Origin of the sequence: Pseudomonas sp. RA_5y_Pfl1_P24, from assembly GCF_963970945.1 — a bacterium.
Taxonomy (GTDB): domain Bacteria; phylum Pseudomonadota; class Gammaproteobacteria; order Pseudomonadales; family Pseudomonadaceae; genus Aquipseudomonas; species Aquipseudomonas tritici.
Window position 1 is genome coordinate 443,541 of record NZ_CAXAOJ010000001.1, and the last position, 24,831, is coordinate 468,371.

The following is a 24,831-nucleotide window of genomic DNA, read 5'->3' on the forward strand; positions in this document are numbered from 1 at the left end:
CGCGGGTTATTCCCAGTTGCCCAGGTCGGCGCTGTAGCCTTCGCCGCCGGGTTGGCCGTCCTGGCCATAGAAGATCAGGTCAAAGGCGCCATGTTCACCGGGGAAGCGGTAGCCGAAGGCATGGCCGAACGGGTCTTTGAGGTCTGACGGCTTGGCGTACGGCCCTGCCCAGCCGGCGCTGTTGCCGGGTTTGTCGACCAATTGCTGCAGGGTCTTGGGCGGCGAGCCGACGTCCAGGCCATAGCTTTCGATCTTCATGCTCAGGCTGGCGAGTTGCGCCTTGCCCGCGCCGTATTTGCCCTTGTCCACATTGCCGCCGACCTGGCGCACCACGATGGTCGCGACGATGCCCAGCAGCACGATCACCGCGAGCATTTCCAGCAAGGTAAAACCGCCCTGGCGGCGGGCGGGTTTGAATCGGGTATGGCGCATAGGTGCAGTCCTCAAGGGTTCATATATTGCTGGTCAAGCTCATCAGCGGCAGCATGATCGCCAGCATGATCACCGCCACCAGCACCGCCATGACCACGGTCAGGGACGGCACGAGGGCGGCCAGCAGGCGGTCGATGCCGCGCTTGGCTTCGACGTCGAACACGTCGGCGACCTTGAGCAGCATGCTGTCGAGTTCACCGGCCTGTTCGCCGACTTCAATCATTTGCAAGGCCAGATCGGGCAGCAGCGGCTCGCTGCCGAAGGCACTCGCCAGGGTGCCGCCGCCCTTCACCGACTCGGCAGCCTGGGCGACTTGCGCTTGCAGCGCACGGTTGGTGCAAACCTGCCGGGCGATCACCAAGGCTTGCAGCAGGGCCACACCGTTGCTGAGCAAGGTGCCAAGGGTGCGGGCCAGTCGCGCGGCTTCGACCCGTTGCAGCAGCGGGCCGATGATGCGAATGCCCAACACGCGGCGGTCGTATTTTTCGCGGCGCTGCGGGTCGCGCAGGCGGGCGGCGAGTGTCCAGATCGTCACGATCAAACCGGCCAACACCGCCAGGCCATAGGCACCGAGGAATTGGCCAAGCGCCAGAATCACTTCAGTGATCAGTGGAATCGGCACGCCCAGGTCCTTGAAGATCGGCACGAACTGCGGCACCACGTAGGTCAGCAACAGGGCCAGCGAACCGAGCACGCCCACGACCAGGAAGGCCGGGTAGATCAAGGCGTTGATCACCTCGCCCCTGAGCAACTGGCTACGCTCCAGGTAATCGCTGAGCTGGCGCAGGGTGTCCTCCAGCGCGCCGCCCGCCTCACCCGCACGCACCATACTCAGGTACAACGGCGAGAACTGGCCGCCCTCCTCCTCCAGCGCCTTGGATAACGGTTGGCCGGCCTTGACGTGTTCGCGGATGCGCTCGATCAATGCACGGGTCTGCGGCTGGCCAGGCTGCTTGAGCAGGATGCCCAACGAGCGCTCCAACGGTTGGCCGGCGCCCAACAGCGTGGCCAGTTGCTGGGTGAAACTGACCAGTGCCGCGCCGTTCAACTGGCCACGGCCAAAGGCCTTGCGCAGCCCCTGGCCCCCCGCCGCATCGACCTGCAACAGCAGCAAGCCGCGCTTGTGCAAGGCGGCGACGGCAGCGGCATGGTCCTTGGCTTCGAGGGTGCCGTTTTGCGCCTGGCCCTGGCTGTCGAGGGCGCGGTATTTGAACAGGCTCACGCGCCCTCCCCACGAGTGACGCGCAGCACTTCTTCCAGCGAGGTGACACCCGCCACGGCCTGGCGCAGGCCCTCTTCGTGCAAGGTCCGCAGGCCGCCACGGCGGGCGGCCTGTTCGAGGGTGGCGGCGTCGGCCTGGCGCATCAACAGGCTGCGCAGTTCGTCGTTCATCACCAGCAGTTCGGTGATTGCACTGCGGCCGTGGTAGCCACCACCCGCTGCATCGGCGCGGGGGCGATAGAGCATGATCGGGCGCTGCTCAGTAAACCGATCCAGGCCATGTTCGGCGATCAACTCCGCGGGTGCTTCGAAGGCTTCGCGCGTGGCCGGGTCCAGGCGCCGCACCAGACGCTGGGCCAGGATGCCATTGACCGTCGACGCGATCAGGTAGCTCTCGACGCCCATATCCAGCAGCCGCGTAATACTCGCCGCCGCGCTATTCGTGTGCAGGGTCGACAGCACCAAGTGGCCGGTGAGGGACGACTGGATCGCGATGCGGCAGGTTTCCAGGTCGCGGATTTCACCGATCATGATCACGTCCGGGTCCTGACGCACGATGGAGCGCAGCGCGCCGGCAAAGTCCAGGCCGATGGCGGGTTTGACCTGGATCTGGTTGATGCCTTCAAGCTGGTATTCCACCGGGTCTTCGACCGTGATGATCTTGCGCTCGGCGGTATTGAGGCGCGACAGCGCGGTGTACAACGTGGTGGTCTTGCCCGAGCCTGTGGGCCCGGTGACGAGCAGGATGCCGTGGGGCCGTTCGAGCACTTCCAGGAAGGTTTCCAGACGTTGGCCATCGAAGCCCAGGCTCTGGAAATCGAACTGCACGGTCTGCCGGTCGAGCAGGCGCATGACCACCGACTCGCCAAAACTGGTGGGCACCGTGGACACGCGCAAGTCCAGCTCCTTGCCCTGGATACGCAGCATGATGCGCCCGTCCTGCGGCAGGCGCCGCTCGGCAATGTCCAGACGCGCCATGATCTTCACCCGCGAAATCACCGCCGCAGAGGAACTCGACGGCGGCGCTTCGGCTTCGTGCAGCACGCCGTCGATGCGATAGCGCACCTTCAACTGGTTTTCGAACGGCTCGATATGAATGTCCGAGGCGCGCTGTTCCACCGCGCGCTGCAGGATCAGGTTGACCAGGCGAATCACCGGCGCCTCGGAGGCCATGTCCTTGAGGTGTTCGATGTCTTCCAGTGCACCGCCCTGCTCATCGAGGTTTTCGATCAGGGTGCCCATGGCTGAGCGGCCCTGGCCGTAGTAGCGCTCGATCAGCGTCTCGACTTCATTGCGCGGACCCACGGCCAACCACACCGGCACACCACAGGCATAGGCCACAGCCTGGAACGGGTACACCAGCGATGGGTTCGCCGCCAGAACCCTCAGGCCGCCCTGGCTCCAGCCCGCGGGCACCACCTGGTAGTGGCGCATGAAACGCTCGGTCAGTTGCGGCAATGGGTCCAGCAGCGGCGGCGCGGCATCCGCCAGCAGCAGCGGTGCGCCGAGCAAGTCTGCCCAGGCGCGGGCCAATTCCGCTTCGGAGACCAGTCCCAGGCGCGTCAACAAGCCGAGCAACTCGCCGTCGCCGCCCTCCTGGGACAGGCGCCGGGCGCGCTCCAGGTCGACGGTTTTCAAGCCGGCCTGTTGCATCAGCCACGCGCACACCTGTTCGGTGTTCGGGATATGCAGCTGGCAGGCATTGATGGGCGTTGAAAGGCTGGGCTGGGACATGGGTAAAAATCTGAGGGGCGATGTGCTAAAGGGCTGTGTAAACCCCTTGTGGCAGCGGGCTTGCCCGCGATGGCAGTGGATCAGGGCCGAATGTGCCGGCTGATACACCGCTATCGCGAGCAAGCCCGCTCCCACAGGGTCCGCGTTTTCCGGTCAGTTGGACGTTTTCGGCGCGGTCGTCTGGCTGCTGTTCAGCGGCCGACCACCCTTGGTGGTTTCAGCCTTCTGTTTTTTTGCCGCCTTGGCGTCGTGGGCCTGGGTCAGCACCGTGGAATCGGTGGCCCCGGATGTCGCATCAGCGTCCGTGGACTCAACCGCCATCGCCGCGCCACTCAGCGCGACGCTCAGTGCAACACCGGCACCCAGCAGGAAAATCTTCATTAACTTTCTCCAGATCAAAAACAGCAGATAGCCCAAGTGGCGCCTTGAACTCGATCAAGACCCTACACCAAAGCAGTGTGTATTACAGCCTGTATAAGACATGGCACTTTAGAACTACCGAGCAATGCCATTAGTTAGCCATGCCACGACATATTTTATTAAACCAATCGACAGGTAGGTTTAAGGCAAGTTCCAAAGCGTAAGAAATTATTTCTTATTTAACGCAAAAATTAGCTTTCGTTTGACTTATTACCGCAAGAATTGCCTTAATTATACGGTTTTATCGGTTCGAAATGCCATATCGTGATATCGCCTAGACACTACCCACAACAATAACCAATACAATTATTACACTTATAAAACTGCGTAATTCGCCAAATAGTTGCAATTAGCCATCGGTTAAAAATTGCGATCACGGGCAACTATTGCCCAGAAAAAAGTGACGAGCGTGCACAGCAACCCGCACTTCTCGGCGCGCCATGTTTACTGAACAGTTGTCGGAGACCCCATGAATAAACGCAAAATGATCGGTGCACAGTCGGCATTCGCCCTGCTGGCACTCGCCGTGTCCCAGGTGCACGCGGCGACCAGCCCTGCCCTGGATGAAGGGCGTGTGAGCCGGGCGGAAAAAGCCGCAGACAAAACCCTGGCCAAGATGACCCTGGAAGAAAAACTCGCCTACATCGGCGGCACCGGTGGCTGGGATGTCAAGCCGCTGACCCAGTACGGTATCCCGCAGATTCATGGCGCCGATGGCGGCGTGGGTGTGCGCTACACCAGCGAAGGCAATGCACAGGGCGTGGTCTATCCGTCCGGGCCAAACCTGGCCGCCAGCTGGAACCCGCGTCGCGCCATCGACCTGGGTCGTGCCCTGGGCTATGACACTGCGAGCGGCGGTTATCAGTTCGTCACCGGCCCCGGCGTGAACCTGTACCGCATGCCGTACAGCGGCCGCGCATTCGAGTATTTATCCGGTGAAGACCCGTTCCTCGGCGCCAGCCTGGGACCAGCGTTGATCAACGGTATTCAGTCACGCGGGGTGTGGGCCAATGCCAAGCATTTCGCCGCCAACGACCAGGAAAGCAACCGCTTCCACCTCAATGAAATCATCAGCGAACGCGTCCTGCGCGAGATGACCCTGCCACCCTTCGAGTCCGCCTCGAAAAACAGCAAGGTGGCGATGATGATGTGTGCGTTCCAGCAGGTAAACGGCGAGTTCGCCTGCCAGAACAAGCACCTGATGCGCGACATTCTGAAAACCGAATGGGGCTACCCGGGCTTTGTACAGAGTGACTACAACGCTGTGGTCAGCGGTTTGCCGGCGGCACAGGCCGGCACCGACCTGGACATGATGGGCTACCAGATGAACAGCACCATCCTCAAGCCGTTTCTGGACAGCGGTGAGCTGAGCAGCGCGACCATCGATGACAAGGTGCGCCGCATTCTCAAGCAAATCTACCTGTACAAGTTCGACAGCAAGGCACCGCTGACCCGCCACAACATGAACAGCGCCACCAGCAATCGCGTCGCGCTGAACGCCGCCCGTGAAGGCATCGTACTGCTGAAAAACCAGAACAATCTACTGCCGCTGGACGCGAAAAAGGTCAAGCGCATCGCCGTGGTCGGCACCCTGGCCAAGTACGCACCACCCACCGGTTTTGGCAGCGCCAACGTGATGGCCGCTAACTACATCAGTGAGCTGAGCGGCCTGCAGCAACTGGCGCCGGGGGCCAAGGTCGAGTTTATCGACGGGCTGTCCCTGGACCCGACGACCTCAAGCTGGACCCATGCCGACAGCAATGGCAACAGCGTCAAAGGCTTGAAAACCGAGTTCTTCAGCAACGCCAACTGGTCCGGTGACCCGGCCGCCAGCCGCACTGACACGCATGTCGACCTGGACTGGTCCACCGACAGCCTGCCGGTGAGTGGCGACACCGCCGCCACTTCGATTCGCTACAGCGGCCAGATCACCCCGGCCGTCAGCGGCGAACAGGTGTTCAAGATCCGCGCCGACGGTGCGGTGCGCCTCTACGTCAACGGCAAGAAAGTCCTCGATAACGGCGACGGCAAGCCGCTGCCAAACAACAACATCCCGCCGACCATCCCGGTGTTTGCCAAGGTCAACCTAGAGGCCGGCAAAGCCGTCGATATCAAGCTGGAGTACTCGCGTCGCAACGGCTACCTCTCGACCATGGGCGGCCTGGTCGGCGTGCAAATGAGCTGGGCCTCGCTGGTCGCGCCCAAAGACTTGGCGCAGTACGACGCCGTGCTGGTGGCCGCCGGTAACAGCAACGAATACGAGGGTGAAGGCTTCGACCACAGCTTCGATTTGCCGGAGTACCAGAACCTGCTGATCCAGAGCATCGCCAAGGTCAACCCGAATACCGTGGTGACCCTGCACGGCGGTACTGGCTTGAAGATGAGCGACTGGATCGACCAGGTGCCGGCGGCCCTGCATGCATTTTACCCAGGGCAGAACGGTGGCCAGGCCTTGGCGGAGATCCTGCTGGGCAAGGTCAACCCGTCGGCCAAGTTGCCGATCAGCATCGAACGTAACATCGAAGACAACCCGATCTACGCGACCTTTCCAACATTCGACAACCAGGAAACCCTGGCCGAAATGAGCTACAAGGATGACCTGTTCCTGGGCTATCGCGGCTATGAGAAAAAAGGCATCAAGCCGCTCTACCCGTTCGGTTACGGCTTGTCGTACACCACCTTCGGCTACAGCAACATCAGCGTGACCCCTGGGGTGGCGGTGGCCGGTGCACCGATCAAGGTGTCTTTCGACCTTGCCAACACCGGCAAGGTGGCAGGCGCCGAAGTCGCCGAGTTGTACGTTGGCCAGAACAACCCGAAAGTGGAGCGCGCCATCAAGGAACTCAAGGGCTACAAGAAGGTGTTCTTGAAGCCTGGCGAGAGCAAGCGCGTAACCATCGAGCTCAACGACCGCTCGCTGGCCTACTACGACGTGGCGAGCAAGCAATGGGTGGTGGATGCGGACAGTTTCAACCTGTCGGTGGGGGCGTCGTCCCAGGATATTCGCCTGAACGCCAAGCTGGTCAACCCGTTCCGTCAGGAACTGTCGACCACTACCAGCAACCCGTTGCCGCGCTCGGCGCTCAATTCAACGCTGCGAGAGTCGACGGTGAAGACCGGTGGCGTGCTGCATCAGAATGAAGGTGACAGCGGCACCAGTGATGGTGATGGCTATGACATGAGTGATGACACTACCCAGGGCAGTGCCACCGGTAACTAACAGATAAGAGGAGTGCTTTCTGTGGGAGCGGGCTTGCCCGCGATGGCGGAGTTTCAGTCGGTACATTTGCTGCCTGACTCACCACTATCGCAGGCAAGCCAGCTCCCACATTTGGATCTTCATACATCAGGCGGATGAGACTCAGGTTCTGATGGCCGCTTCGACCCGCGCAATGTAGGTATCGAAACGCGCCACCAGGTCCACCCGCTCGGGAAAGCGCAGCCATTGGACCTGCAACCCATCCATCATGGCCAGAATCTCTTCCACCAGCCCGGCGATGTCCACATCACTGCGCACCTCCCCCGCCGCCACCAGGTCGTCAAACTGTCCCTGCATCCGCTGATGAATCGCCGCATAGCGCGCCTGGAACCACGTCCACGCCGGGTGGGTGTCCAGCAAGCTTTCGGCATTCAGAATCGTAAACGCCCGCACCACCCCCGGCGCCGTGGCGTTCGAGCGGTTGATGGCACGCAGGCTACCGAGCAAGCCATTGAGGGTTTTTTCGGCCCGCACTTCGTCGGCAATCCGTTGATTGACCTCGTCGCGACGCTGCAACACGCCCATCAATAGCGAAATTTTGCTGGGGAAGTGGTGCAACAGACCGGCCACTGAAATACCGACGATCGCTGCGACTTGGGCCATCGAGGCGCCGCTGTAACCCTCCAGGGAAAACACCTGCAAGGCTGCGTCCAGCAGCTCTTTGCGGCGTTTTTCACCTTTGGGTGCGCGACGGGTCTTGGGGGCGGATTCTTTCATGAGGACGTCCTTGTGGGCAGGCTTGCACCGTATCCAAATCGGCCCTGAGCCGCAAATAAAGCTCGGGGGCTTTCCCGTTCGATCAAGCGGCAGTCCAACAGGTTCCAGCGCTTACCCGCAGCCCGCGTGAAGACAGCCTCAACGTGTTGACCCCCTTTATGGGCCTGCCCTCCGACGTGGCTGCGCGGTATATGGATAACCGCCCGCCGTCACCGAGTCTGCCGATTGACGAGTAGATCATCCAGGCGCAGCAAGCCACGGCGGATTTGTTTTATCAGAATCCGTTGTTGCCCAAGGCAATTGACCTCAGCAAAGTGGTATGGATATCTGAGTCCAACTGAGATCAAACATGTGGCGGGCTTGCTCGCGAAGAGGACGTGTCAGCTGATGCATCCAGCGACTGACCCACCGCATTCGCGAGCAAGCCCGCACACATTTTTAACCGCTTCAGGCGCAATTGCGGGTGCTTTTTTCTACCACGCACATGGGCGTGCCGGACACCGGTTCATTGATGATCTGCACCTGCACCTCAAACACCTGCCGCATTAGCTCGGCACTGATCACTTCCCCCGGCGCGCCGTCGGCCACCAGCTTGCCGACGTGCATCACCGCCAGGTGGTCGGCATAACGGCAAGCTTGGTTGATATCGTGCAGCACGGTAATCACCGTCTTCCCTTCAGCGGCCAGTTCGCCCATCAGGTCGAGCAGTTCAACCTGGTGGCTGATGTCGAGGTAGGTCGTGGGCTCATCCAGCAACACCACCGGCGCGTTCTGCGCCAACACCATGGCCAGCCAGGCACGTTGGCGTTGACCACCGGATAGATCCGCCAGGGCGCGGTCGGCCAGGGTGTCCAGTTCCAGACGCTGCATGGCCTGGGTCACATGGGATTGATCGCTGCCGCTGAGGCGTCCCCACAATGAGTTATGCGGGCTGCGGCCATAAGCGACCAACTGGCGCACGCTGACGCCCTCCGGCACCGGCAACACTTGCGGCAGAAACGCAATCTGCCGCGCTAATTGGCGTGCGGACAGGCTGGCATAGGCTTGGCCCTCCAACGTCAGTTCGCCCTGGGTCGGCTTGAGGATGCGCGCAAACGCCTTGAGCAAGGTGGACTTGCCGCAGCCGTTCGGCCCGATCAGCGCAGTGACCTTTCCGGTGGGTGGCGTGAAGGACAACCCTTGCACGATGCGTGTCGCGCCGTAGCCAATATCGAGTTGATGTGCTTGAAGAATACTCATGTCATCAGCCCTTGAACCGTGCCAGCAACCAAAGAAAATACGGCGCGCCAATCACCGCCGTGAGCACCCCGGCGGGAATTTCGCTGGGCGCGATCAACGTGCGTCCCAACGTGTCGGCCAGCACCAGTAACAGTGCACCGATCAGCATCGACGCCGCCAGCAGATACTGGTGATGCCCACCCACCAACCGCCGCGCCATATGCGGTGCGACCAGGCCGATAAACCCAATCGGCCCGATCACGCCCACGCCCAGGCTGGTCAGCAACACCGCGCAGGCCATTGCCAGCCAGCGCGTGCGGTTCAGTGCAGTGCCGAGGCTGTGGGCGGCCTCATCGCCGAGGGCGATCAGGTTCAGCGGCTTGGCCAGGCACAGGCCCACGGGGATCAGTACCAGGAACGGCAGCAACAGCGTCACATGGTGCCAATTGCGGCTCCACAGGCTACCGGTCAGCGCGAGCAGTGCGGTGTTGATATCCAGCGGGTGGGACAGGATCAGAAACTCGGTAACGCTGGATAAGGTCACCGCAATCGCCACCCCGGACAACGCAAAGCGCACCCCGGAAAAACTCACCCCGGTGTTGTACAGCGCCAGCAGCAACGCGCCAGCCGCCCCGCCCAAACAGCCCACCAGCGGGAGCCAGGCAATTGGCAAGTGCGGCCAGCTGATGATCGCCACGGTCAGCGCCAGCCCCGCGCCCTGGGTCACGCCGAGAATTTCCGGCGAAGCCAACGGGTTGCGGATCACGCCCTGCACAATCGCCCCGGCCAGGCCAAAGGCTGCACCTGCGAAGATCGCGATCAGGCTGCGTGGCAGGCGGTGGTTCCATACTTCGAAGTCGAGTGCATCGTGGGCCAGCAGGCGGTCCAGCACGGTGTCGAGCGTGAGCCACAGGGTGCCGGCGCTGAGGCTGACCAAGGTTGCCAGCAGCAACAAGCCGAGCAGCAACCATAGGCGCAATCGTGGCCGGATCATAAGGCGCGCCTGGCAAGAAAGAGAAAGAACGGTGCGCCGATCAACGCAGTGACCACGCCAGCCGGCGTTTCCACCGGGAAGGCCACTGCGCGACTGAGCAGGTCAGCCCCCAGCACGATCACCGCGCCCAACGCTGCGCTCAGCGGGATCAGCCAGCGGTAGTCATTACCGAGGAACTGGCGAAGAATATTCGGCGCGATCAACCCGACAAAACCGATCGGCCCCACGGCGCAGACACTCGCCCCCACCAGCAACAGGCTGGCGATAAATACCTGCAAACGCAGGTTGGCGATGCCCACACCCAACGAGCGTGCGGCGTCTTCGCCGAGGTTGATCAGGTTCAGGCGCGGTGCACACCAGAGCGCCCACAGCCCGCCAATCAAGGTGCACGGCCAGAGCAACTGCACTTGCGCGGCGCCGACATTGGCCAGGGAGCCGGCCAGCCAGTTGAGCACGCTTTGCGCCTGGGCCTCGACCAGAATCACCGTGAGCCGGGTCAGTGCCGCGCACAATGCCGCTACCGCAACGCCGGCCAAGACCAGGCGGCCCTGGGCCGTGGTCGGCGACCAGGCGCCGCCAAGGCTGAATACCGTGATCCAGGCCAACGCGCCGCCCAGACAGGTCATCAACAATGCACCACCGGCAAACGGCGGTGCGACCAGGCCGGTGGAAAACAGGGCCAAGCCCAACGCCGCGCCCGCTGTCACACCAAACAAGGACGGCGAGGCCAGACGGTTGCGCGTAATGCCCTGCATCAGCGCGCCGGCCAGGCCCAGGCAGGCACCGACCAACGCGGCACACACGGCACGCGGCACGCGCAACTGGGCGACGATATAAGCCATGTTGCCCCCTACCCGGCCTTGATGGACCAGCCCATTCCAGGCGTCCGCCGCCGTGAGCGTGAACGGCGACGCGCTGTACAGCGAGAGCCAGAACAACAACGCGCCCAGCCCTACAATGCCTGTCGCCGCAAAACTGCGTTGCACGCTTACTGGCTCAACACGGCTTTGCCGCCTTTAAGAATCGCCAACGCATCTTCGGCGATCTGCTCCGAGGCCAGCACGCCACGGTTGCGCGCCCAGCTGTCGCCATCGACTTCGGCTACCTGCTTGTTACGCACGGCGCTGAGCACTTGCCACAACGGCTGCTTGCTCCAGCTGTCGACGATGCTGGGGCGACGGTAATGGCCTACCAGCAACCAGCCCGGGTCGAGGGCGAGCAGTTGCTCCAGGCTGACAAATTCGGTGGGCGCGGCGTTGGCGCGTACCGATGGGACTTTCAGGCCGATGGCCTGCAACACGCTGCCCGCGTAGGAGTCGGGGCCGTGCACGGAGAAGCTGTCTTCACGGGCGACGCCGAACAGCACGCTGGCGCCAGCGGGAATCTGTTGCGCGATGGCGTTGAGGTTTTCACGGTTCTTCTGGATACGCGCTTCCATCTGCGCGCTCTTGCCCAGCGCCTTGCCGATCAGCTCGGCAGATTTAAGGCTGCCTTGGTAATCCTCACCACGCGAGGGCAGCAACAGCGTCGGCGCGATGCTCGCCAAGTCGCTATACAACGCCTGGTGGCGATTGAGGTCTGCGACGATCAGGTCGGGCTTGAGCCGGGCGATTTCCTCGATGCTCGGCTGCGAGCGCAGGCCTACGGACTTCCACTTACCGATAGCCTGGCGCACACGGGGCAACACGCGGTTGGCGTCACCATCATCGGCGGCGCCAACGGGCGTTACGTCAACGGCAGCCAAACTGTCGAGAAAGGAAAACTCCAGCACCACCACACGCTTGGGCGCATCCGGCAGATGCACCGCGTGCTGGCCGTCATTGAGGTCGATCGGGGCGGCGCTCAGCAGGCTTGAAGAGAACGCCAAGAGGCAGGCGGCAAAGGTGGGGATGGAGCGCAACATTCGCATGACAAGGACCTCGGCGTTGGAACACCCCAGCTAGACCTGTTGGGGAAAACGGCGGGTACTATTCCATATTGGGGCGGCGCGATCAAAACACATTCTCATTAACACCGACAATCACGTGTGGGGGCAGGCAAGCCGGCCTCCCACACTTTTGATCGGTGTACGGCCGTTAGAAGTCGATGGTGGCTGACAGCAAGTAGGTACGCGGTGTCGACAAGGTCAACCCCGGCTCGCTGTCGTCCGACGCCCCGGCCGAGCTCCAGTAGCGTTTATCGGCGACGTTCTCCACATTCGCGCGCAAGGTGATGTGCTTGTCATCCACGTTGAACCCATACCGCGCGCCGACGTCGACGCGGTTCCACGCATCGATTTCCTTGACGTTGGACTGGTCCAGGTACTGCGAGCTGGAATAAATGCCACGGCTGGTCAACGTCAGGCCTTCAAGGCCCGGCACATCCCATTCGGCGCCCAGGTTAACGTTGTATTTAGGCGTCGCCGGGGCGCGGTTGCCGTCCCAGGCGCCGTTGGTGGTGTCCTTCAGTTCGCTGTCGATGTACATCACCCCGCCCAGCAGGCGCACGCCCTTGAGCGGCTCGCCGAATACACTCAGCTCCACACCGGAGTTCTGACGCTTGCCGTTGGGGCCGAACAACCGCGAGGTGGCGTTAGTTTCATAGGCCGGCTGCTTGATGCGGAACACAGCGGCGGTCACGGCAAAGGCGCCGGCGTCGTATTTGGCGCCCACTTCCACCTGACGGCTGATGAACGGCGGGAAGATTTCGTCCTCGTTGCTCGAGGTCGACGGCGCGATCTTGCCCTGGCTCAAGCCTTCCATGTAGTTGGCGTACAGCGACAGCTTGTCGGTGGCCTTGAACAGGAGGCCACCGGACGGCGAGACCTTTTCTTCGTCATAGCCAGTTTTGCCTTTGATGCCGTCGCTCCAGTCATCCACCTTGACGCGCTGCCAACGCGCGCCGAGGGTGAGCAGCAGGCGGTCGTCGAAGAACCCCAGGGTGTCGGACAAGGCCACGCCGCTGAATTTGTTTTCGGTGTAGACCTTGGCGTCCTGACGTATCGCCGTGGACGGCGCGGGCGTTTGCACCGGGTTGTAGAGGTTACTCGTCGCCGTCCCGAAGCGGGCGCCGCCGTTGGTGAAGTCCATGTCGAAGTAGCTGGCCGCCAGGTTGACCTCATGGCTCACCGGCCCGGTATGGAACCAGTTGCGCACGCCAGCGGTGTAGGTGCGTACGTTTTCATCGCGGGTGAAATCCCGCGGCTGCACAGTGAACGCGCCAGCCGCATTGGTGACGGACACCGCGTGACGCAGAAAGTCGTGGTTGCTTTTACGCGCGCCCACGCCGCCATACAGCATCATGTTATCGCTGAGGTCGTACTCAGCGTTGACCGTGCCGAAGGTGTCGTTGGTGCTGGCCTTGCTCCAGGATTGCGCGTAGTTGCGGCGCACATCGTTGGCGCTGGGCACCGGCGCTGCGGCCGCCACCTGCACGCGCTCTTGCGGTGCATCGGTATCGCGTTCGGTGTGGCCGATATCGGTGGAAAGGCGCAGGCGCTCGCCGCGAAAGTCCAGGCCCAACACAGCCATTTCGCGGTCGACGCGCTGGTGGTCCCACTCGGTGTCGCCGGACTGCTTCACGCCGTTGAAGCGGATGCCGAACATGTTGTCCTCACCGAAGCGTCGCCCCACATCCACCGCGCCGCCAGCCTGGCTGTCGGAGGTCCAGTTGCCGGTAAACGAGTTGATGTCCTTGTCGGTGGCGCGCTTGGGCACTACGTTGATCCCGCCACCGACGCTGCCGCGCGGTGAGATGCCGTTGATCAACTGGGTGGGGCCTTTGAAGATGTCGACGCGGTCGGCCATTTCCATGTCGATGGTGTAGGTCGGCAGTACGCCATAGAGACCGTTGTACGACACATCGCTGTTGAACAGGCTGAAACCGCGAATGGTGAACTGCTCATAACGCCCACCGGCCGGGTTGGTCGCGCGCACTGACGGGTCGCTGGCGATCAGGTCGCCCAAGGTGCGCGCCTGCTGGTTTTTCACCGCGTCAGCGGTGTAGGTGGTCATGCTGAACGGGGTTTCCATAAAGTCCCGTGTGCCCAGCAAACCCTGCGAGCCACGGCGCGCCACTTGCCCACCGGCGTAAGTGTCGCCGTCATACAGGCCGGTGGTGCCAAGGATTGAGGTCGGCGCCAGTTCCAGGCGGCTGCCATCCGGCGCCGGCACCAACATGTAGGCCTGTGCCCCCATGGGTTGCAGTTGCAGGCCGGAGCCTTGCAGCAAGCGGGCGAAGCCCTCCTCCACGGCGTACTCACCGGACAAACCACTGCTGGTACGACCGCTGACCAGGGCCGGGTCTACCGACAGGTTGACGCCTGCCAACCCGGCAAACCGGGTGAGTGCCGCGCTCAGGCTGCCGGCCGGCACCTGGTAGCTGCGGCGGGCGGCAGTGTCTTCGGCATAGCTGACGGCAGCGAATAACGGGCTGGCGCTGAGGCTCAGCAACAGGCTCAGTTTCAGCAAGGGGCGGACTACGGGCATTGGCGGAAGCTCTCGATATTGTTCACTTGCCTTGAATGACAGGCGAGATGAAAAAAAGGGACAAGCTCCGCCAATTTTCCGCTTACCACACTGCGATCGTTGAATCCGCCCTGGGCTCGGTGCCGCCGCACAATACACCACTGACCGGATCACGCAGGATGATCTGCCCACGCCCGAAGTCAGTGAGGTCGCTGGCGATTTGTACCTGATGCCCACGCCGCGCCAGGGCATTGGCCAGGTCGCGGGAGGCGCCCTGCTCAATGCCGACTTTCATGTCGCCCAGCCATTGCCAGCGCGGCGCGTCCAAGGCCGCTTGCGGGTTGAGGCCGAAGTCCACCAGGTTCATCACCATCTGCACATGGCCCTGGGGCTGCATATAGCCGCCCATCACGCCGAACGGGCCCAGCGCCTGGCCGTCCTTGGTGAGGAAGCCGGGAATGATGGTGTGGAAGGTTTTCTTGCCCGGCGCCAGGCAGTTGGCATGGGCCGGGTCGAGGCTGAATTCCTGACCACGGTTCTGCAGGGCGATGCCGCTGTCGGGCAGCACCACACCGGAGCCAAAGCCGTGGTAGTTGCTCTGAATGAAGGAGACCATATTGCCTTCGGCGTCCGCCGTGGCCAGGTAGACCGTGCCACTGGCGTGGGGGTCTCCTGGCTTCGGTGGCTGAGCTTGATCACCGATCTGGCTACGGCGACGGGTGCTGTAGTCATCGCTGAGCAGATCGGCGACGGCCACGCGCATGTGCAGTGGGTCGGTGATGTAGTGCAGGCCGTCGCTGTAGGCAAGTTTCATCGCCTCCAACTGGCGGTGCCAGGTTTGCTGACTGTCGCGGTGATCGAAGCTGAAGCCTTCGAGGATGTTCAGCGCCATCAGCGCCACAAGGCCCTGGCCGCTGGGTGGAATTTCCCAGACATCCACGCCCCGGTAGTTGATGTGGATCGGCTCCACCCACTGGGCGCGGTAGTCCTTGAGATCGCTGGCGCGCAGGTAACCGCCGCTGGCGCGGGAGTGGGCGTCCAGGCGTTCGGCCAGGGCGCCGCGATACAAGCTTTCGCAGCGAGTGGCGGCAAGCTCTTCCAAGGTGCGGGCCTGCGCCGGGTTGCGGAAAATCTCCCCAGCCCGTGGTGCGCGGCCGTCGATCAGGAAAGTGTCGAACCAGGCCGCCAGCACTGGGTCGCGATGAGGCGTGAACTCATCCAACGCAATCTGCCATTGATGAGCAACCACCGGCGACAGCGGGAAACCGTCGCGCGCCAGGCTGATCGCTGGTTGCAGCAACTCGGCAAACGGTAACTTGCCGAAGCGTTGCGACAGCTCGGCCCAAGCCGATGGGCAGCCCGGTACGGTGACTGGGGTCCACCCGTACAGCGGCATTTGATCGTGCCCCGCCGCCTTGACCGTCTCGATACTCAGGGCCGCCGGCGCATGGCCGTTGCCGTTCAGGCCGTGCAACTGGCCTTTGCACCAGACCAGGGCAAACGCATCGCCGCCCAGGCCGCAGCCAGTGGGCTCGACCACCGTCAACGCGGCCGCCGTGGCGATGGCGGCATCAATAGCGTTGCCGCCCTTTTGCATGATCTCGATGCCGGCCTGGGCGGCCAGGGGCTGGGACGCCGCGACCATGCCACGCTTGGCAAACACGCTCTGGCGTTGCGAGGGATAGGGATACTCGTGCGCAGAAAATTTCAACATGGCAAAGGCTCTTCAATTCATTGGCCGAACTTGATGCGGTTCCATTCCCGGGTCATCAGGCGCTGGATATTTTCCGGCAGGTCGGCGGAGACAAAGGTATGGTTGATTACGTCGTCAACGGGGTAGATACCCGGGTTACCGCCGACTTTCGGGTCCATCAGCGGCGTCCAGGCGTTGCATCAGGCGTGGGTCGAGGTGCTTCCAGTTATCCAGCACGTTGCGTTGCAACGGTTGGTAGGCGCCGGCACGAATCTGCTTGGTCAGGAACTGGCTGGACGGCACCACCAGGTCGTAACCCGAATGCCTGGAAAGCAACTTGGCTTCAAGCATTTCATTGGTGTCGAAGATGTCGTATTGCACCTTGATGCCGCTGTCTTTCTCGAAGTTCTTCAAGGTGTCAGGGCCGATGTAGTCGGACCAATTGTAGACCTTGGCCACAGGCGTGGCAGCCTGGCTCATCGGCACAACGGCGGCGCAGCACAGCACCGCAAACAAACTTGATACACGCATGACGGATTTCCTTGGAAAGGTCATAACACGCGGCTGAGAAAGGCCCGGGTACGGGGGTGGCTGGGGTGGCTGAAAATCTGTTCCGGCGGCCCTTGTTCGATGAGTTCGCCCTGGTCGAGCACCACCACGCGGTCCGCCACTTCACGGGCAAAGCCCATTTCATGGGTGACCACCACCATGGTCATGCCCTCCTCGGCGAGCTCCTTCATCACCTGCAGCACTTCGCCGACGGTTTCAGGGTCGAGGGCGCTGGTGGGTTCGTCAAACAACATGGCCTGGGGTTTCATCGCCAGGGCACGGGCAATGGCCACCCGTTGCTGCTGGCCGCCGGAGAGCATCGACGGATAATGGTTGGCCTTGTCCGCCAGGCCCACGCGCGCCAGTAATCCATGAGCCTGTTCCAACGCTTCGGCGCGTGGCGTGCCGAGCACCTGGATCGGCGCTTCGATGATGTTTTCCAGCGCAGTCATATGAGGGAACAGGTTGAAACGCTGGAACACCATGCCGATGTCGCGGCGCTGGCGGGCGATAGTGCGCTCCGAATCGCGCACCAGGCTGCCGTCGTTGCGTTCGCGGTAGCCCATGGCGCGGCCGTTGACGCGAATACGCCCGCCCTGGATGTCTTCGAGCAGGTTGATGCAGCGGATAAAGGTGGTCTTGCCGGAGCCGGAGGCGCCGATCAGCACCACCACTTCGCCGCGTCGTACTTGCAGGGAAATGCCCTTGAGGATCTGCAGCGTGCCAAACGACTTGTGGATATCCAGCGCTTCAATGATCAGTTCTTCACTTTGGTGCGCCATGGTTAGCGTCCCCTCAGCAATTTAAGGGTGTTGCGCCCGAACATGCGACTGGCCGCCGGCGGTGGCGCGGAAGGCCGGTCGGACTGGCCGAAACGCGCCTCCAGCCAGCGCTGGAAAAAGCCCCACAGCGTGGTGAGCATCAGGAAGTAGATCGCCACCACCAAGTACAGCTCGAACACGCGGAACGTTGCCGAGGTGACCATTTGGGTGCTGAGCAGCAACTCCTGCACGCCGATCACGCTGACCAGGGTGGTGTTCTTGAGCATCACGTTGAACTCGTTGCCCAGCGGCGGCACGATCACCCGGAACGCCTGGGGCAGCACGATGCGCCGCATCAGCTTGGCGAAACCCATGCCGAGTGAACGTCCGGCCTCATACTGGCCCTTGTCCACCGCACCGATGCCGGCACGGATGATCTCGGCCATGTACGCACCTTCATTCAGGCCCAACGCAATAATCGCCGCCTGGATGTTGCCGGGGACAACCAGGCCAAACAGATCGATATCCTCAAAGCGGAAAATCCCGCCCGCCGCCAGCGCCGTGTACAGAAACACGATCTGCACCAGCAACGGCGTGCCGCGCATCAGCCACACATAAAAACGCACCGGCAGGTGCAGCAGCGGGTTCTTTGACAAGCGCAACAGCGCCGCCGCCAGGCCCAGTGCGCAGCCCAGCAACATCGCCGACACGGCGATCAGGCACGTCAGCCACAGCCCGGTGAGGTACACCCCGCTGGGCTGCAACAGGTACTGCCAGAACACATCCCAATTGAAGTTCATTGCGGGAAACCTCAGTCGAGAGTGTCGCTGCTGACATGCCATTTATTCAGCAACGCGACGTAGCTGCCATCGCTGCGCATGTCGCTGATCACCTGCTGCACGGCGGCGGTCAGTTGCGGGTCGTCCTTGCGCATGCCCAAGCCGGTGAGGATCCGGCTGAACGCCGGCACGCCTTCCTGGAACAGGTCCGGGGCCATCGCGGCGTAGTAGCCGGCGGTTTCCACGGTAGTGCCGTAGGCGTCAACTTGGCTGATGCGCAGGGCCTGGAACGCATCGGTGTCGGTGTTGTAGACCACCAGTTTCATCGGCGGCTTGCCGGCCTTGGCCAGGTTGTCGTTTTGCGTGTCCAGCAGGGTCTTGATGGTAGAACCGTTGAGTACGGCAACCTTGTGCCCGGACAGGTCATCGAGGGTCTTGATGCCTTTGGGATTACCCTTGGGCACTACTACCGACTGGCTGGAATACATGTAGTTGACGATGTCGATCACTTGGCGGCGTTCGGGCTTGTCGAACAGCTGGTCGACGATCATGTCGCACTGCTGGGCGAGCAGCGCCGGCACCAGCCCGGAGAAAGGGATGACCCGCCACTGCACCTTTTTATCGCCCAGGCGCTTGGCGATCTCCAGGCCGAGGTCGACCGTGAGCCCACGCGGTTTCTGCGCTTCGTCGAAGGACACCAGGGGCGGTGAATCCATCCCCGAGCAGTAGGTGAGTTTGTCGACCGTTAACAGGCGATCCGGCACCTGCGGTGCAGCGCAGGCCCATTGGGTACAGAGACCGAGGGAGACAGCCACCAGCAAGGCGCGGCGTTTATGCATGACCAGACACTCCAGTTCGTGGGTACAACGGGGGCAGGACTCAACGTCAAAACACAGCAGGTCTTTGTTATTTTTCGGTTTGCAGGAACTGGATCAGCGCCGGCACGGTGCCTTCGATGTGCTCGCGCACCACGGCTTCGGCGCGGGCGGCGTCACCGGCGCGAATCGCATCGAGGATCACTGCATGTTCCTGGCGTGCGCTGAGGGGTTTTTCGCCGTGTTGCAGCCACAGGCGCATGGGCGCTTCCACCAGGGAATAGAACGCCGATATCTGCTTCAACAGGCGCGGCCGGCCGCTGAGGCTGCACAGGTATTCGTGGAAAGCGCGGTGGCGGCTGACCCACGCGGCGCTTTCGTCGCGGTAGTCGTCCATCTCATCGAGCATGCGCTCCAGCGCAGCCAACTGACGCTCGCCGATACGACCCACCGCGACGCGCACCGCCAGGCCTTCGAGGGCACTGCGCATTTCGAACACCTCGTGCAATTCGTCGATATCCAGTCCGCTGACGATGGCGCCACGGTTCGGCCGCAACGTCACCAGGCCATGTGCATCCAGGCGGCGGAAGGCTTCACGTACCGGCATGCGGCTCATGCCGATCTCGCTGGCGATGTCTTCGGCGATCAGCCGGTCACCTTTGCGATAGCGACCACCACAAATAGCATCGAGCAGGAAGTTGTAGGCCTCCTCCTCTGCGGTGAGGGGCTGACGGTCAACATAAGCGGGGGCAAATTGCATCGGCAGCACCTTTTGAATTTTTGTATCCAATTATCCACGAATACAAAAAAGCAGAATGTGTGCCAACTTTGCCGAGATGCGCCAAGTGATTGATTCAGATTGAATAGATTGCAAATGTCGAAGGAGAAGCGGAAGGCTTACGTAGGAAATTGCTACGAAATGGCTCATGAACGCCCCATCCGTGAGCACAAGTAACACGTACGGTTGGGTGTGGGGGGGAAGTGGTACAGCCCGCTTGGGCCGTTGAGTGTGAACCTGGCATATCCGATTCGTACGCCTGAGAACGCGCAGAAGCAGGTGTTTCAGTTCTCCATGGGGCAGACGTTTTAAAGGGAACTCAGTGCCCGTCATCGGGTCGGCTGATATACGTATTTACCTTTAGCCGCAAGGTAGGGCCCGATGAAACAGACGTCCCTCGTCAATGCGAAGCCTGTGGACAATATCAAGCAGGCTTTGTACATGCGAGATTCAGCGCGACAGCGTTCAAACAAACGTTGCCTGACTACGCAGGATTTCGGCTCTTGTCGGCACATTGAAACAGGTGCCGTTTTCATCATCGCTTCAGGCGCATCGGCAAAGTCGTTTCCTCTCGAGAAATTTGCGCACGTGCCGATGATCACGATGAATGGCGCTATCTCCATGTTTCAGGACACCGACGTCAAACCGTATTTTTATGCCTGCACGGATAGAAGCTTTTCCGAACAGCAGCCGGAATTATTCAAACACGCCATGGCGATCAGCCAGAGGGTCGCGCTTTGGGAAGACCACGCGCGATCGTCGCGTGCTCGCCCAGCCGGACGTCTGTATCCGCTGACCAAAGCTAAAAGACCTTCTTGGCTGGATTCTATGCTGGGTAGACGCCGCACGTTGGTCGTCAATCATCCCTTGCTACCCCATCGCAAAAGACTGCTGGGATTCAGTAAAGACATGAGCCAGGGCTTCTTTGACGCAAGAACCGTGGCCTATCTGGCGATACAGTTGGCCTTCCACGTCGGATTCATCAAGGTTTTTCTCGTCGGGGTGGATCTGGACGAAAACGCTGGAAGGTTTTACGAGACCCAGGAATCGAAAAACTCTCCCTGCGGACTCGACCAACACTACTTCACACGCATACTGCCGTCGCTCGAGTTGATGTCCAAAAAGGTCATGGGCGAGGACTTCATGGTTTATAACCTCTCTGACATTTCAAGAATTCCGGACAGTGTGGTCCCGCAGGTCACGCTTGCAGAGGTTGAGGCGATGCTCGGGTAGCAGGCATCGTATTTTATCGCCAGTGACCCACCGACTGTTCTGGCTCGCAGGCGTAACGGAGTAAGCAACGGTCACCGTGAGCCGCCCTTGGCTCCATAGACGTCGATTTTGCATGCTGCGCCCATGCTTTTCTCCAGGCAATAAAAAACCGCCTCTCGGGCGGTTGCGGTTCTGCAGGTGGTGATTACACTCGGTCTTCGGCGTATATCTCGGCGCTGATAATCGCACCTCCCCACCGGCGCTCGCCAATGCAGAGCGGTACCGGGTTACCGGAGGCCGTGGTGTTCTTGGCGCTGCCGAAGGCGTAGCCGGGTGTGTTCTCTGGCGCTGCGCTGGTTTTGAGGCCGCCGGCTTGGGGGCTGAGCATTTGAATCACGCCGCCCAGCACCATCGATCCACCCATCATGATCAGCGCGGAACCGAAGGGTGCACCGGCGCCGAACGTGCCGCCTGTTATGACAAGGCCGACAACAATCAGCACAGCGCCGATGATGGTTTGCAGCGCCCCGCCGCGTTTACTGCCGGTGATGATCGGGGCAATTCGAATATCGCCGCCGCCCGCAAACCCAAGCTCCTTTTCTGCCAGGTTCGTCTTTCCTCGGAATACGGCGAACTCAATCCCCCGTGATTTGGCGTTCGATAGGAAGCGTTCAAATCCGGGGATCTGCACACACAGCGCCTTGATCGACTCTGCTGGTGAATTCACAGCCATGCGGAAGGACCGGCCAAACTGTCGAGGTTGACCGTAAAGCAAGATCGTGATCATGGGCTGATAATTGATGGCAAGCTGCCACTGACTTTTCTCCGGACAATAAAAAAGCCCGCCGAAGCGAGCCTTTGATGAAGTGGTGCTGACTATAGGCAACCTTGCGGTGCAGCCAATCGCTTATTCGCAATCCAGTTTCCGACCACCACGTAATACTTCGCTTCGGCCCCCGAGCCTTTAGGCTGGATGTCAACGAAGTACTGGGATCCCTCGGTGAACACGGTGTAACCCGTATCGCGGCCAGGCTGAAGAGTTGCCCCAGGCGTACCGCCGAAGATTGACTGGTTCTGCCATTCGTACTGGACGCATTTAGCGAGCGCGGCGTCCGTTTTTTTGGAAGTGAGAACCTTGTAAGGGCCAGATTGGCGAGCCTCGTTCATGGTTGGCACCATACACCCAGCCAGCATCACCACCGGTACCACCGCTATCAAAATCCGTATGTCGTTCCCTCTTTGGTTTGGCGGGACTGTAGCATTGCCTGCTTTGAAATCTCTCAGGCAGTGAATTTTTTATGCGTCGTCGATGCTGAAAAATTGATGCATTAGAGGCGGTAAATCTAAATTGTCGGGAATAAATACGATCTACTGATCTGCAATCAATGCTTCAAAGCATCACATTGGGCACGCAGGTCCGTGTCGGTGATCGAGCTGCAACTACCGTTGTTGGTTTTCGCCTCACACATATAGCGCTGATTACTGTCGATTATGCTACTACAGCTGTCTCCTTTGGTTTCAGCCATGCAGGTATAGCGTAGATCCCTGTCGTGGATCGAGTCGCAACTACCATGATTGGTCTTGGCATTGCAGTAATAACGCTGGTCAGGGTCGATGATGCTACTGCAAGTACCGCCGCTGGTTTCCGCGATACAGGTATAGCGCAGGTCTCCGGAGGAGATAGAGTTGCAGCTATCACGGCCTTCCTTGGCCCTGCAGTAGGTACGCTGGTCTAAATCGCGAATGCTGTCGCAGCCGGCAAAGGCATAGCTGCTAATCATAAGCAGTACTACAAAAATCAATCTCATCGTTTTCTTCCTTGGTTTGCCGGAAATCCGTCCAGCATCGTCGGCATCCCTGGCGAGCTGCGCAGATGCATGTCAAATTGACACTATCGCAAGAAAAAGTTCCCTAGCATCTTCAGCAGTCTACCCGCTGTCCGGGCGTCCAGCGTGGATGGAATGCCAGTGGCGACCGGGCGGCACTGCTGCGTCATGTTGGTTGTTTTGCGTCTTTGTGCCTGAGGACCAGGCGCGTCCTGTCATGCCCGGGTCCGCCGTAGACGATAATTTCTGACGCCTGCCGTATAGGTGGTGCAGCAGGAATGGGCCAGGGCCGAAGGTGCCTGACTCTTCGCTGGGCAACGCTGTGTCAGTACCCAGGTAAATCCCGGCGTGGTTCGGGTGTACTGTCCGCCCCGCATGCATAACAATCATGTCACCGCGCTGCGGCCAGTCGACCCGCACAAAGCCAAAACGCCTCGTAGTGCTGCTCGCACAGGCTCGCGTTCTCAGCGCTTTCCCACCAGCCATAGACGCGCTGGAAGGCTTCGAACTCCAAACCCCATTCGCGCTGGCAGAAGCGGACGTTGCGCAAAGCATCGATAAATCCACAGCGGCCAGGGATCGACAAGCTGGAGCAAGTCGCAAGGCAACTGACAGCGCAGTAGCGGAAATCTCCGTCATCAGTCAACTCGACAAGGCGATGACGGGCAATATCTCGAGCATGGAATCGCTGGTTCAGGCCGAAGGCTTGCTGGAGCGCGCCCGCAAGGGCGGCTTGGTCACCATCGAGGAGCAGGCGAAGTACCAGGATCAACTGGGAAAGGCCTACGACAAGATTGAAAAGGCGGAAGCCAAAGAGCTGGCCCAGAAGCAAAAGCTGATCGAGGCAGAGAATCGCCAGATTGATGTGCTGAAGCGCACCGTTAACGGTATTGAGATGTCCTGCCGCCGCGCGAGCTGGCCAAGGGCACTCTCGGCGTGTACGCGGTGCACTTCAGACGCTTCCGCCGTCAGTTCGAAGGAAAGGCGGTCGACCAAATATCAATTCGCATGGTTGCTGAAATGTTAGACGCACTCACGCCCCCCACAGCGAACCAGTGCCGTGCACTCCTGGCGGACATTTTCAACCACGCTGCAGCAAAAGACCTGTGCCCAGATAACCCAGCAGCAAGCACGATAAACCGAATCGAGAAGAAACTGCGCAAGCGCCACACCGTCGATGGGCTGAAGGCTATCCGCGAAAAAGCACCGACCTGGCTACAGAACGCAATCGACCTGGCGCTGATCACCGCCCAGAGGCGAACCGACATCCTGGGCATGCGTTTCGATGGGGTTCGGGATGAGTTTCTCTACGTGGTGCAGAAGAAAACTGCCAAGGCAACAGACGCGGCCTGGATTCGGTTCAGGGTCACGCCCGAGTTGCAGGCGGTAATCAGCCGGTGCCGCGATGATGTAGTTTCGCCGTACCTGGTGCACCGTAAGCCGGATCGGCTGAAACAGAAGCAGGCGCAGACAAAGGACCACTGGACGAAGGTTGAAGAGAGGTATTTGACGCGAGCATTCAAGGAGGTACGGGAGGCTGCGAACTGCTACGCGGGGTGGAAGGAAGAAGAGATGCCAGGCTTTCACGAAGTACGTGCGCTGTCGCTGCACCTGTACAAGAAAGCCGGGAAGGATGAGCAGAAGATCGCAGGCCATGCAAGCGAGGGTATGACCAAAAACTACCAGCGGGACCATGAGGAAATCATCTGGTCCGAAGCAATTCCGGACCTGAATATAAGCGAAATCACCGGGTAGTTTTGCGCGGGTTTTGCGCTGGCACAAAAAAGCCGATCCATCTGATCGGCTCAAGTGTCTGATTTTACTCAGGAATAATGGTCGGGACGGAGTGATTCGAACACTCGACCCCTAGCACCCCATGCTAGTGCGCTACCGGACTGCGCTACGCCCCGACTAGGCGTGTTACTGGGTTTGCTTCCTAACGAAGCGAACCGGAATATACCGCAAGCTTTTGAAATGT

The 24,831-nt window shown here is 60.8% G+C and carries 21 protein-coding genes, 1 tRNA gene and 6 pseudogenes; 6 read left to right on the forward strand and 22 right to left on the reverse strand.

The window, feature by feature from the left end; translation table 11 throughout:
- Positions 1-6: 6 nt before the first annotated feature.
- From gspG to AACY30_RS02070, 4 genes are all read right to left on the reverse strand, one after another.
- A complete protein-coding gene (gspG, locus tag AACY30_RS02055) occupies positions 7-432 on the reverse strand; it encodes a type II secretion system major pseudopilin GspG (protein WP_024076412.1) in 426 nt (141 codons plus the stop codon).
- A 19-nt stretch (positions 433-451) separates the two neighbouring features.
- Entirely contained in the window at positions 452-1,654 is a 1,203-nt protein-coding gene (gene gspF, locus AACY30_RS02060) for a type II secretion system inner membrane protein GspF (protein ID WP_339539566.1), read from the reverse strand.
- Positions 1,651-3,387 (reverse strand): type II secretion system ATPase GspE, encoded by a 1,737-nt coding sequence (gene gspE, locus AACY30_RS02065; protein WP_339539568.1) that lies wholly within the window; start codon positions 3,385-3,387, stop codon positions 1,651-1,653. Before gspE ends, gspF begins: the two co-directional genes overlap by 4 nt.
- Positions 3,388-3,540: 153 nt before the next feature.
- Positions 3,541-3,768: a hypothetical protein gene (locus tag AACY30_RS02070; RefSeq protein WP_339539569.1), complete on the reverse strand. Its 228-nt coding sequence runs from the start codon at positions 3,766-3,768 to the stop codon at positions 3,541-3,543.
- Positions 3,769-4,276: 508 nt separating this feature from the next.
- Here AACY30_RS02070 and AACY30_RS02075 point away from each other — a divergent pair.
- Positions 4,277-7,027 carry a beta-glucosidase gene (locus AACY30_RS02075; RefSeq protein WP_339467688.1) on the forward strand — a complete coding sequence of 917 codons (2,751 nt, stop codon included), beginning with the start codon at positions 4,277-4,279 and terminating at the stop codon, positions 7,025-7,027.
- A 141-nt stretch (positions 7,028-7,168) separates the two neighbouring features.
- Here AACY30_RS02075 and AACY30_RS02080 read toward each other — a convergent pair whose 3' ends face one another.
- Positions 7,169-7,783 carry a TetR/AcrR family transcriptional regulator gene (locus AACY30_RS02080; RefSeq protein WP_339467691.1) on the reverse strand — a complete coding sequence of 205 codons (615 nt, stop codon included), beginning with the start codon at positions 7,781-7,783 and terminating at the stop codon, positions 7,169-7,171.
- Between the two features lie 104 nt (positions 7,784-7,887).
- On the opposite strand from AACY30_RS02080, the pseudogene AACY30_RS02085 reads away from it, so the two are divergent.
- A pseudogene (locus AACY30_RS02085) lies at positions 7,888-8,124 on the forward strand (aliphatic sulfonate ABC transporter substrate-binding protein); the annotation flags it as partial.
- Between the two features lie 106 nt (positions 8,125-8,230).
- Here AACY30_RS02085 and fecE read toward each other — a convergent pair.
- The 12 genes and pseudogenes from fecE to AACY30_RS02145 form a co-directional block, all read right to left on the reverse strand.
- Complete coding sequence (gene fecE, locus AACY30_RS02090; RefSeq protein ID WP_339467693.1) at positions 8,231-9,022, reverse strand: Fe(3+) dicitrate ABC transporter ATP-binding protein FecE; 792 nt, start codon at positions 9,020-9,022, stop codon at positions 8,231-8,233.
- Positions 9,023-9,026: 4 nt separating this feature from the next.
- A complete protein-coding gene (locus AACY30_RS02095; protein ID WP_339539570.1) occupies positions 9,027-9,995 on the reverse strand; it encodes an iron chelate uptake ABC transporter family permease subunit in 969 nt (322 codons plus the stop codon).
- The gene (fecC, locus tag AACY30_RS02100; RefSeq protein ID WP_339467697.1) at positions 9,992-10,981 is read right to left on the reverse strand and encodes an iron-dicitrate ABC transporter permease FecC; all 990 of its coding nucleotides are present in this window, start codon (positions 10,979-10,981) and stop codon (positions 9,992-9,994) included. The genes AACY30_RS02095 and fecC overlap by 4 nt, the downstream gene beginning before the upstream one ends.
- Positions 10,982-10,983: 2 nt before the next feature.
- The gene (locus tag AACY30_RS02105; RefSeq protein WP_445261410.1) at positions 10,984-11,898 is read right to left on the reverse strand and encodes a Fe(3+) dicitrate ABC transporter substrate-binding protein; all 915 of its coding nucleotides are present in this window, start codon (positions 11,896-11,898) and stop codon (positions 10,984-10,986) included.
- A 172-nt stretch (positions 11,899-12,070) separates the two neighbouring features.
- Entirely contained in the window at positions 12,071-14,461 is a 2,391-nt protein-coding gene (locus tag AACY30_RS02110) for a TonB-dependent receptor (RefSeq protein ID WP_339539574.1), read from the reverse strand.
- A gap of 82 nt (positions 14,462-14,543) precedes the next feature.
- Positions 14,544-16,154: a gamma-glutamyltransferase family protein gene (locus AACY30_RS02115; protein WP_339539575.1), complete on the reverse strand. Its 1,611-nt coding sequence runs from the start codon at positions 16,152-16,154 to the stop codon at positions 14,544-14,546.
- 17 nt (positions 16,155-16,171) lie between these two features.
- A complete protein-coding gene (locus AACY30_RS02120; protein WP_339539577.1) occupies positions 16,172-16,312 on the reverse strand; it encodes a hypothetical protein in 141 nt (46 codons plus the stop codon).
- A pseudogene (locus tag AACY30_RS02125) lies at positions 16,311-16,664 on the reverse strand (spermidine/putrescine ABC transporter substrate-binding protein PotF); the annotation flags it as partial. The pseudogene AACY30_RS02125 and the gene AACY30_RS02120, both read right to left, overlap by 2 nt.
- Before the next feature lie 20 nt (positions 16,665-16,684).
- Complete coding sequence (locus tag AACY30_RS02130; RefSeq protein WP_339539578.1) at positions 16,685-17,464, reverse strand: amino acid ABC transporter ATP-binding protein; 780 nt, start codon at positions 17,462-17,464, stop codon at positions 16,685-16,687.
- A 2-nt stretch (positions 17,465-17,466) separates the two neighbouring features.
- Entirely contained in the window at positions 17,467-18,243 is a 777-nt protein-coding gene (locus AACY30_RS02135; RefSeq protein ID WP_065874057.1) for an amino acid ABC transporter permease, read from the reverse strand.
- Positions 18,244-18,254: 11 nt separating this feature from the next.
- Positions 18,255-19,061, reverse strand: coding sequence for an ABC transporter substrate-binding protein (locus tag AACY30_RS02140; RefSeq protein WP_065880894.1), 807 nt, complete (start codon positions 19,059-19,061; stop codon positions 18,255-18,257).
- A 67-nt stretch (positions 19,062-19,128) separates the two neighbouring features.
- Positions 19,129-19,797, reverse strand: coding sequence for a GntR family transcriptional regulator (locus AACY30_RS02145; RefSeq protein ID WP_339539580.1), 669 nt, complete (start codon positions 19,795-19,797; stop codon positions 19,129-19,131).
- A gap of 204 nt (positions 19,798-20,001) precedes the next feature.
- On the opposite strand from AACY30_RS02145, the pseudogene AACY30_RS02150 reads away from it, so the two are divergent.
- Together AACY30_RS02150 and AACY30_RS02155 are read left to right on the forward strand one after the other, a co-directional pair.
- A pseudogene (locus tag AACY30_RS02150) lies at positions 20,002-20,127 on the forward strand (BamA/TamA family outer membrane protein); the annotation flags it as partial.
- A 69-nt stretch (positions 20,128-20,196) separates the two neighbouring features.
- The gene (locus tag AACY30_RS02155) at positions 20,197-21,048 is read left to right on the forward strand and encodes a lipopolysaccharide biosynthesis protein (RefSeq protein ID WP_339539582.1); all 852 of its coding nucleotides are present in this window, start codon (positions 20,197-20,199) and stop codon (positions 21,046-21,048) included.
- 184 nt (positions 21,049-21,232) lie between these two features.
- On the opposite strand, the gene AACY30_RS02160 is transcribed toward AACY30_RS02155, so the two are convergent.
- From AACY30_RS02160 to AACY30_RS02175, 4 genes and pseudogenes are all read right to left on the reverse strand, one after another.
- Positions 21,233-21,814 carry a tail assembly protein gene (locus AACY30_RS02160; RefSeq protein ID WP_339539583.1) on the reverse strand — a complete coding sequence of 194 codons (582 nt, stop codon included), beginning with the start codon at positions 21,812-21,814 and terminating at the stop codon, positions 21,233-21,235.
- Between the two features lie 89 nt (positions 21,815-21,903).
- Entirely contained in the window at positions 21,904-22,194 is a 291-nt protein-coding gene (locus AACY30_RS02165) for a hypothetical protein (RefSeq protein WP_339539584.1), read from the reverse strand.
- 215 nt (positions 22,195-22,409) lie between these two features.
- Positions 22,410-22,835 carry a hypothetical protein gene (locus AACY30_RS02170; protein WP_339467723.1) on the reverse strand — a complete coding sequence of 142 codons (426 nt, stop codon included), beginning with the start codon at positions 22,833-22,835 and terminating at the stop codon, positions 22,410-22,412.
- A gap of 184 nt (positions 22,836-23,019) precedes the next feature.
- A pseudogene (locus tag AACY30_RS02175) lies at positions 23,020-23,382 on the reverse strand (NlpC/P60 family protein); the annotation flags it as partial.
- On the opposite strand from AACY30_RS02175, the pseudogene AACY30_RS02180 reads away from it, so the two are divergent.
- Together AACY30_RS02180 and AACY30_RS02185 are read left to right on the forward strand one after the other, a co-directional pair.
- A pseudogene (locus tag AACY30_RS02180) lies at positions 23,383-23,748 on the forward strand (phage tail tape measure protein); the annotation flags it as partial. It lies immediately after the preceding pseudogene.
- Positions 23,748-24,608 (forward strand): annotated as a pseudogene (locus AACY30_RS02185) (tyrosine-type recombinase/integrase); the annotation flags it as partial. The pseudogenes AACY30_RS02180 and AACY30_RS02185, both read left to right, overlap by 1 nt.
- A 78-nt stretch (positions 24,609-24,686) precedes the next feature.
- Here AACY30_RS02185 and AACY30_RS02190 read toward each other — a convergent pair.
- A tRNA-Pro gene (locus AACY30_RS02190) sits at positions 24,687-24,763 on the reverse strand.
- Positions 24,764-24,831 lie beyond the last annotated feature (68 nt).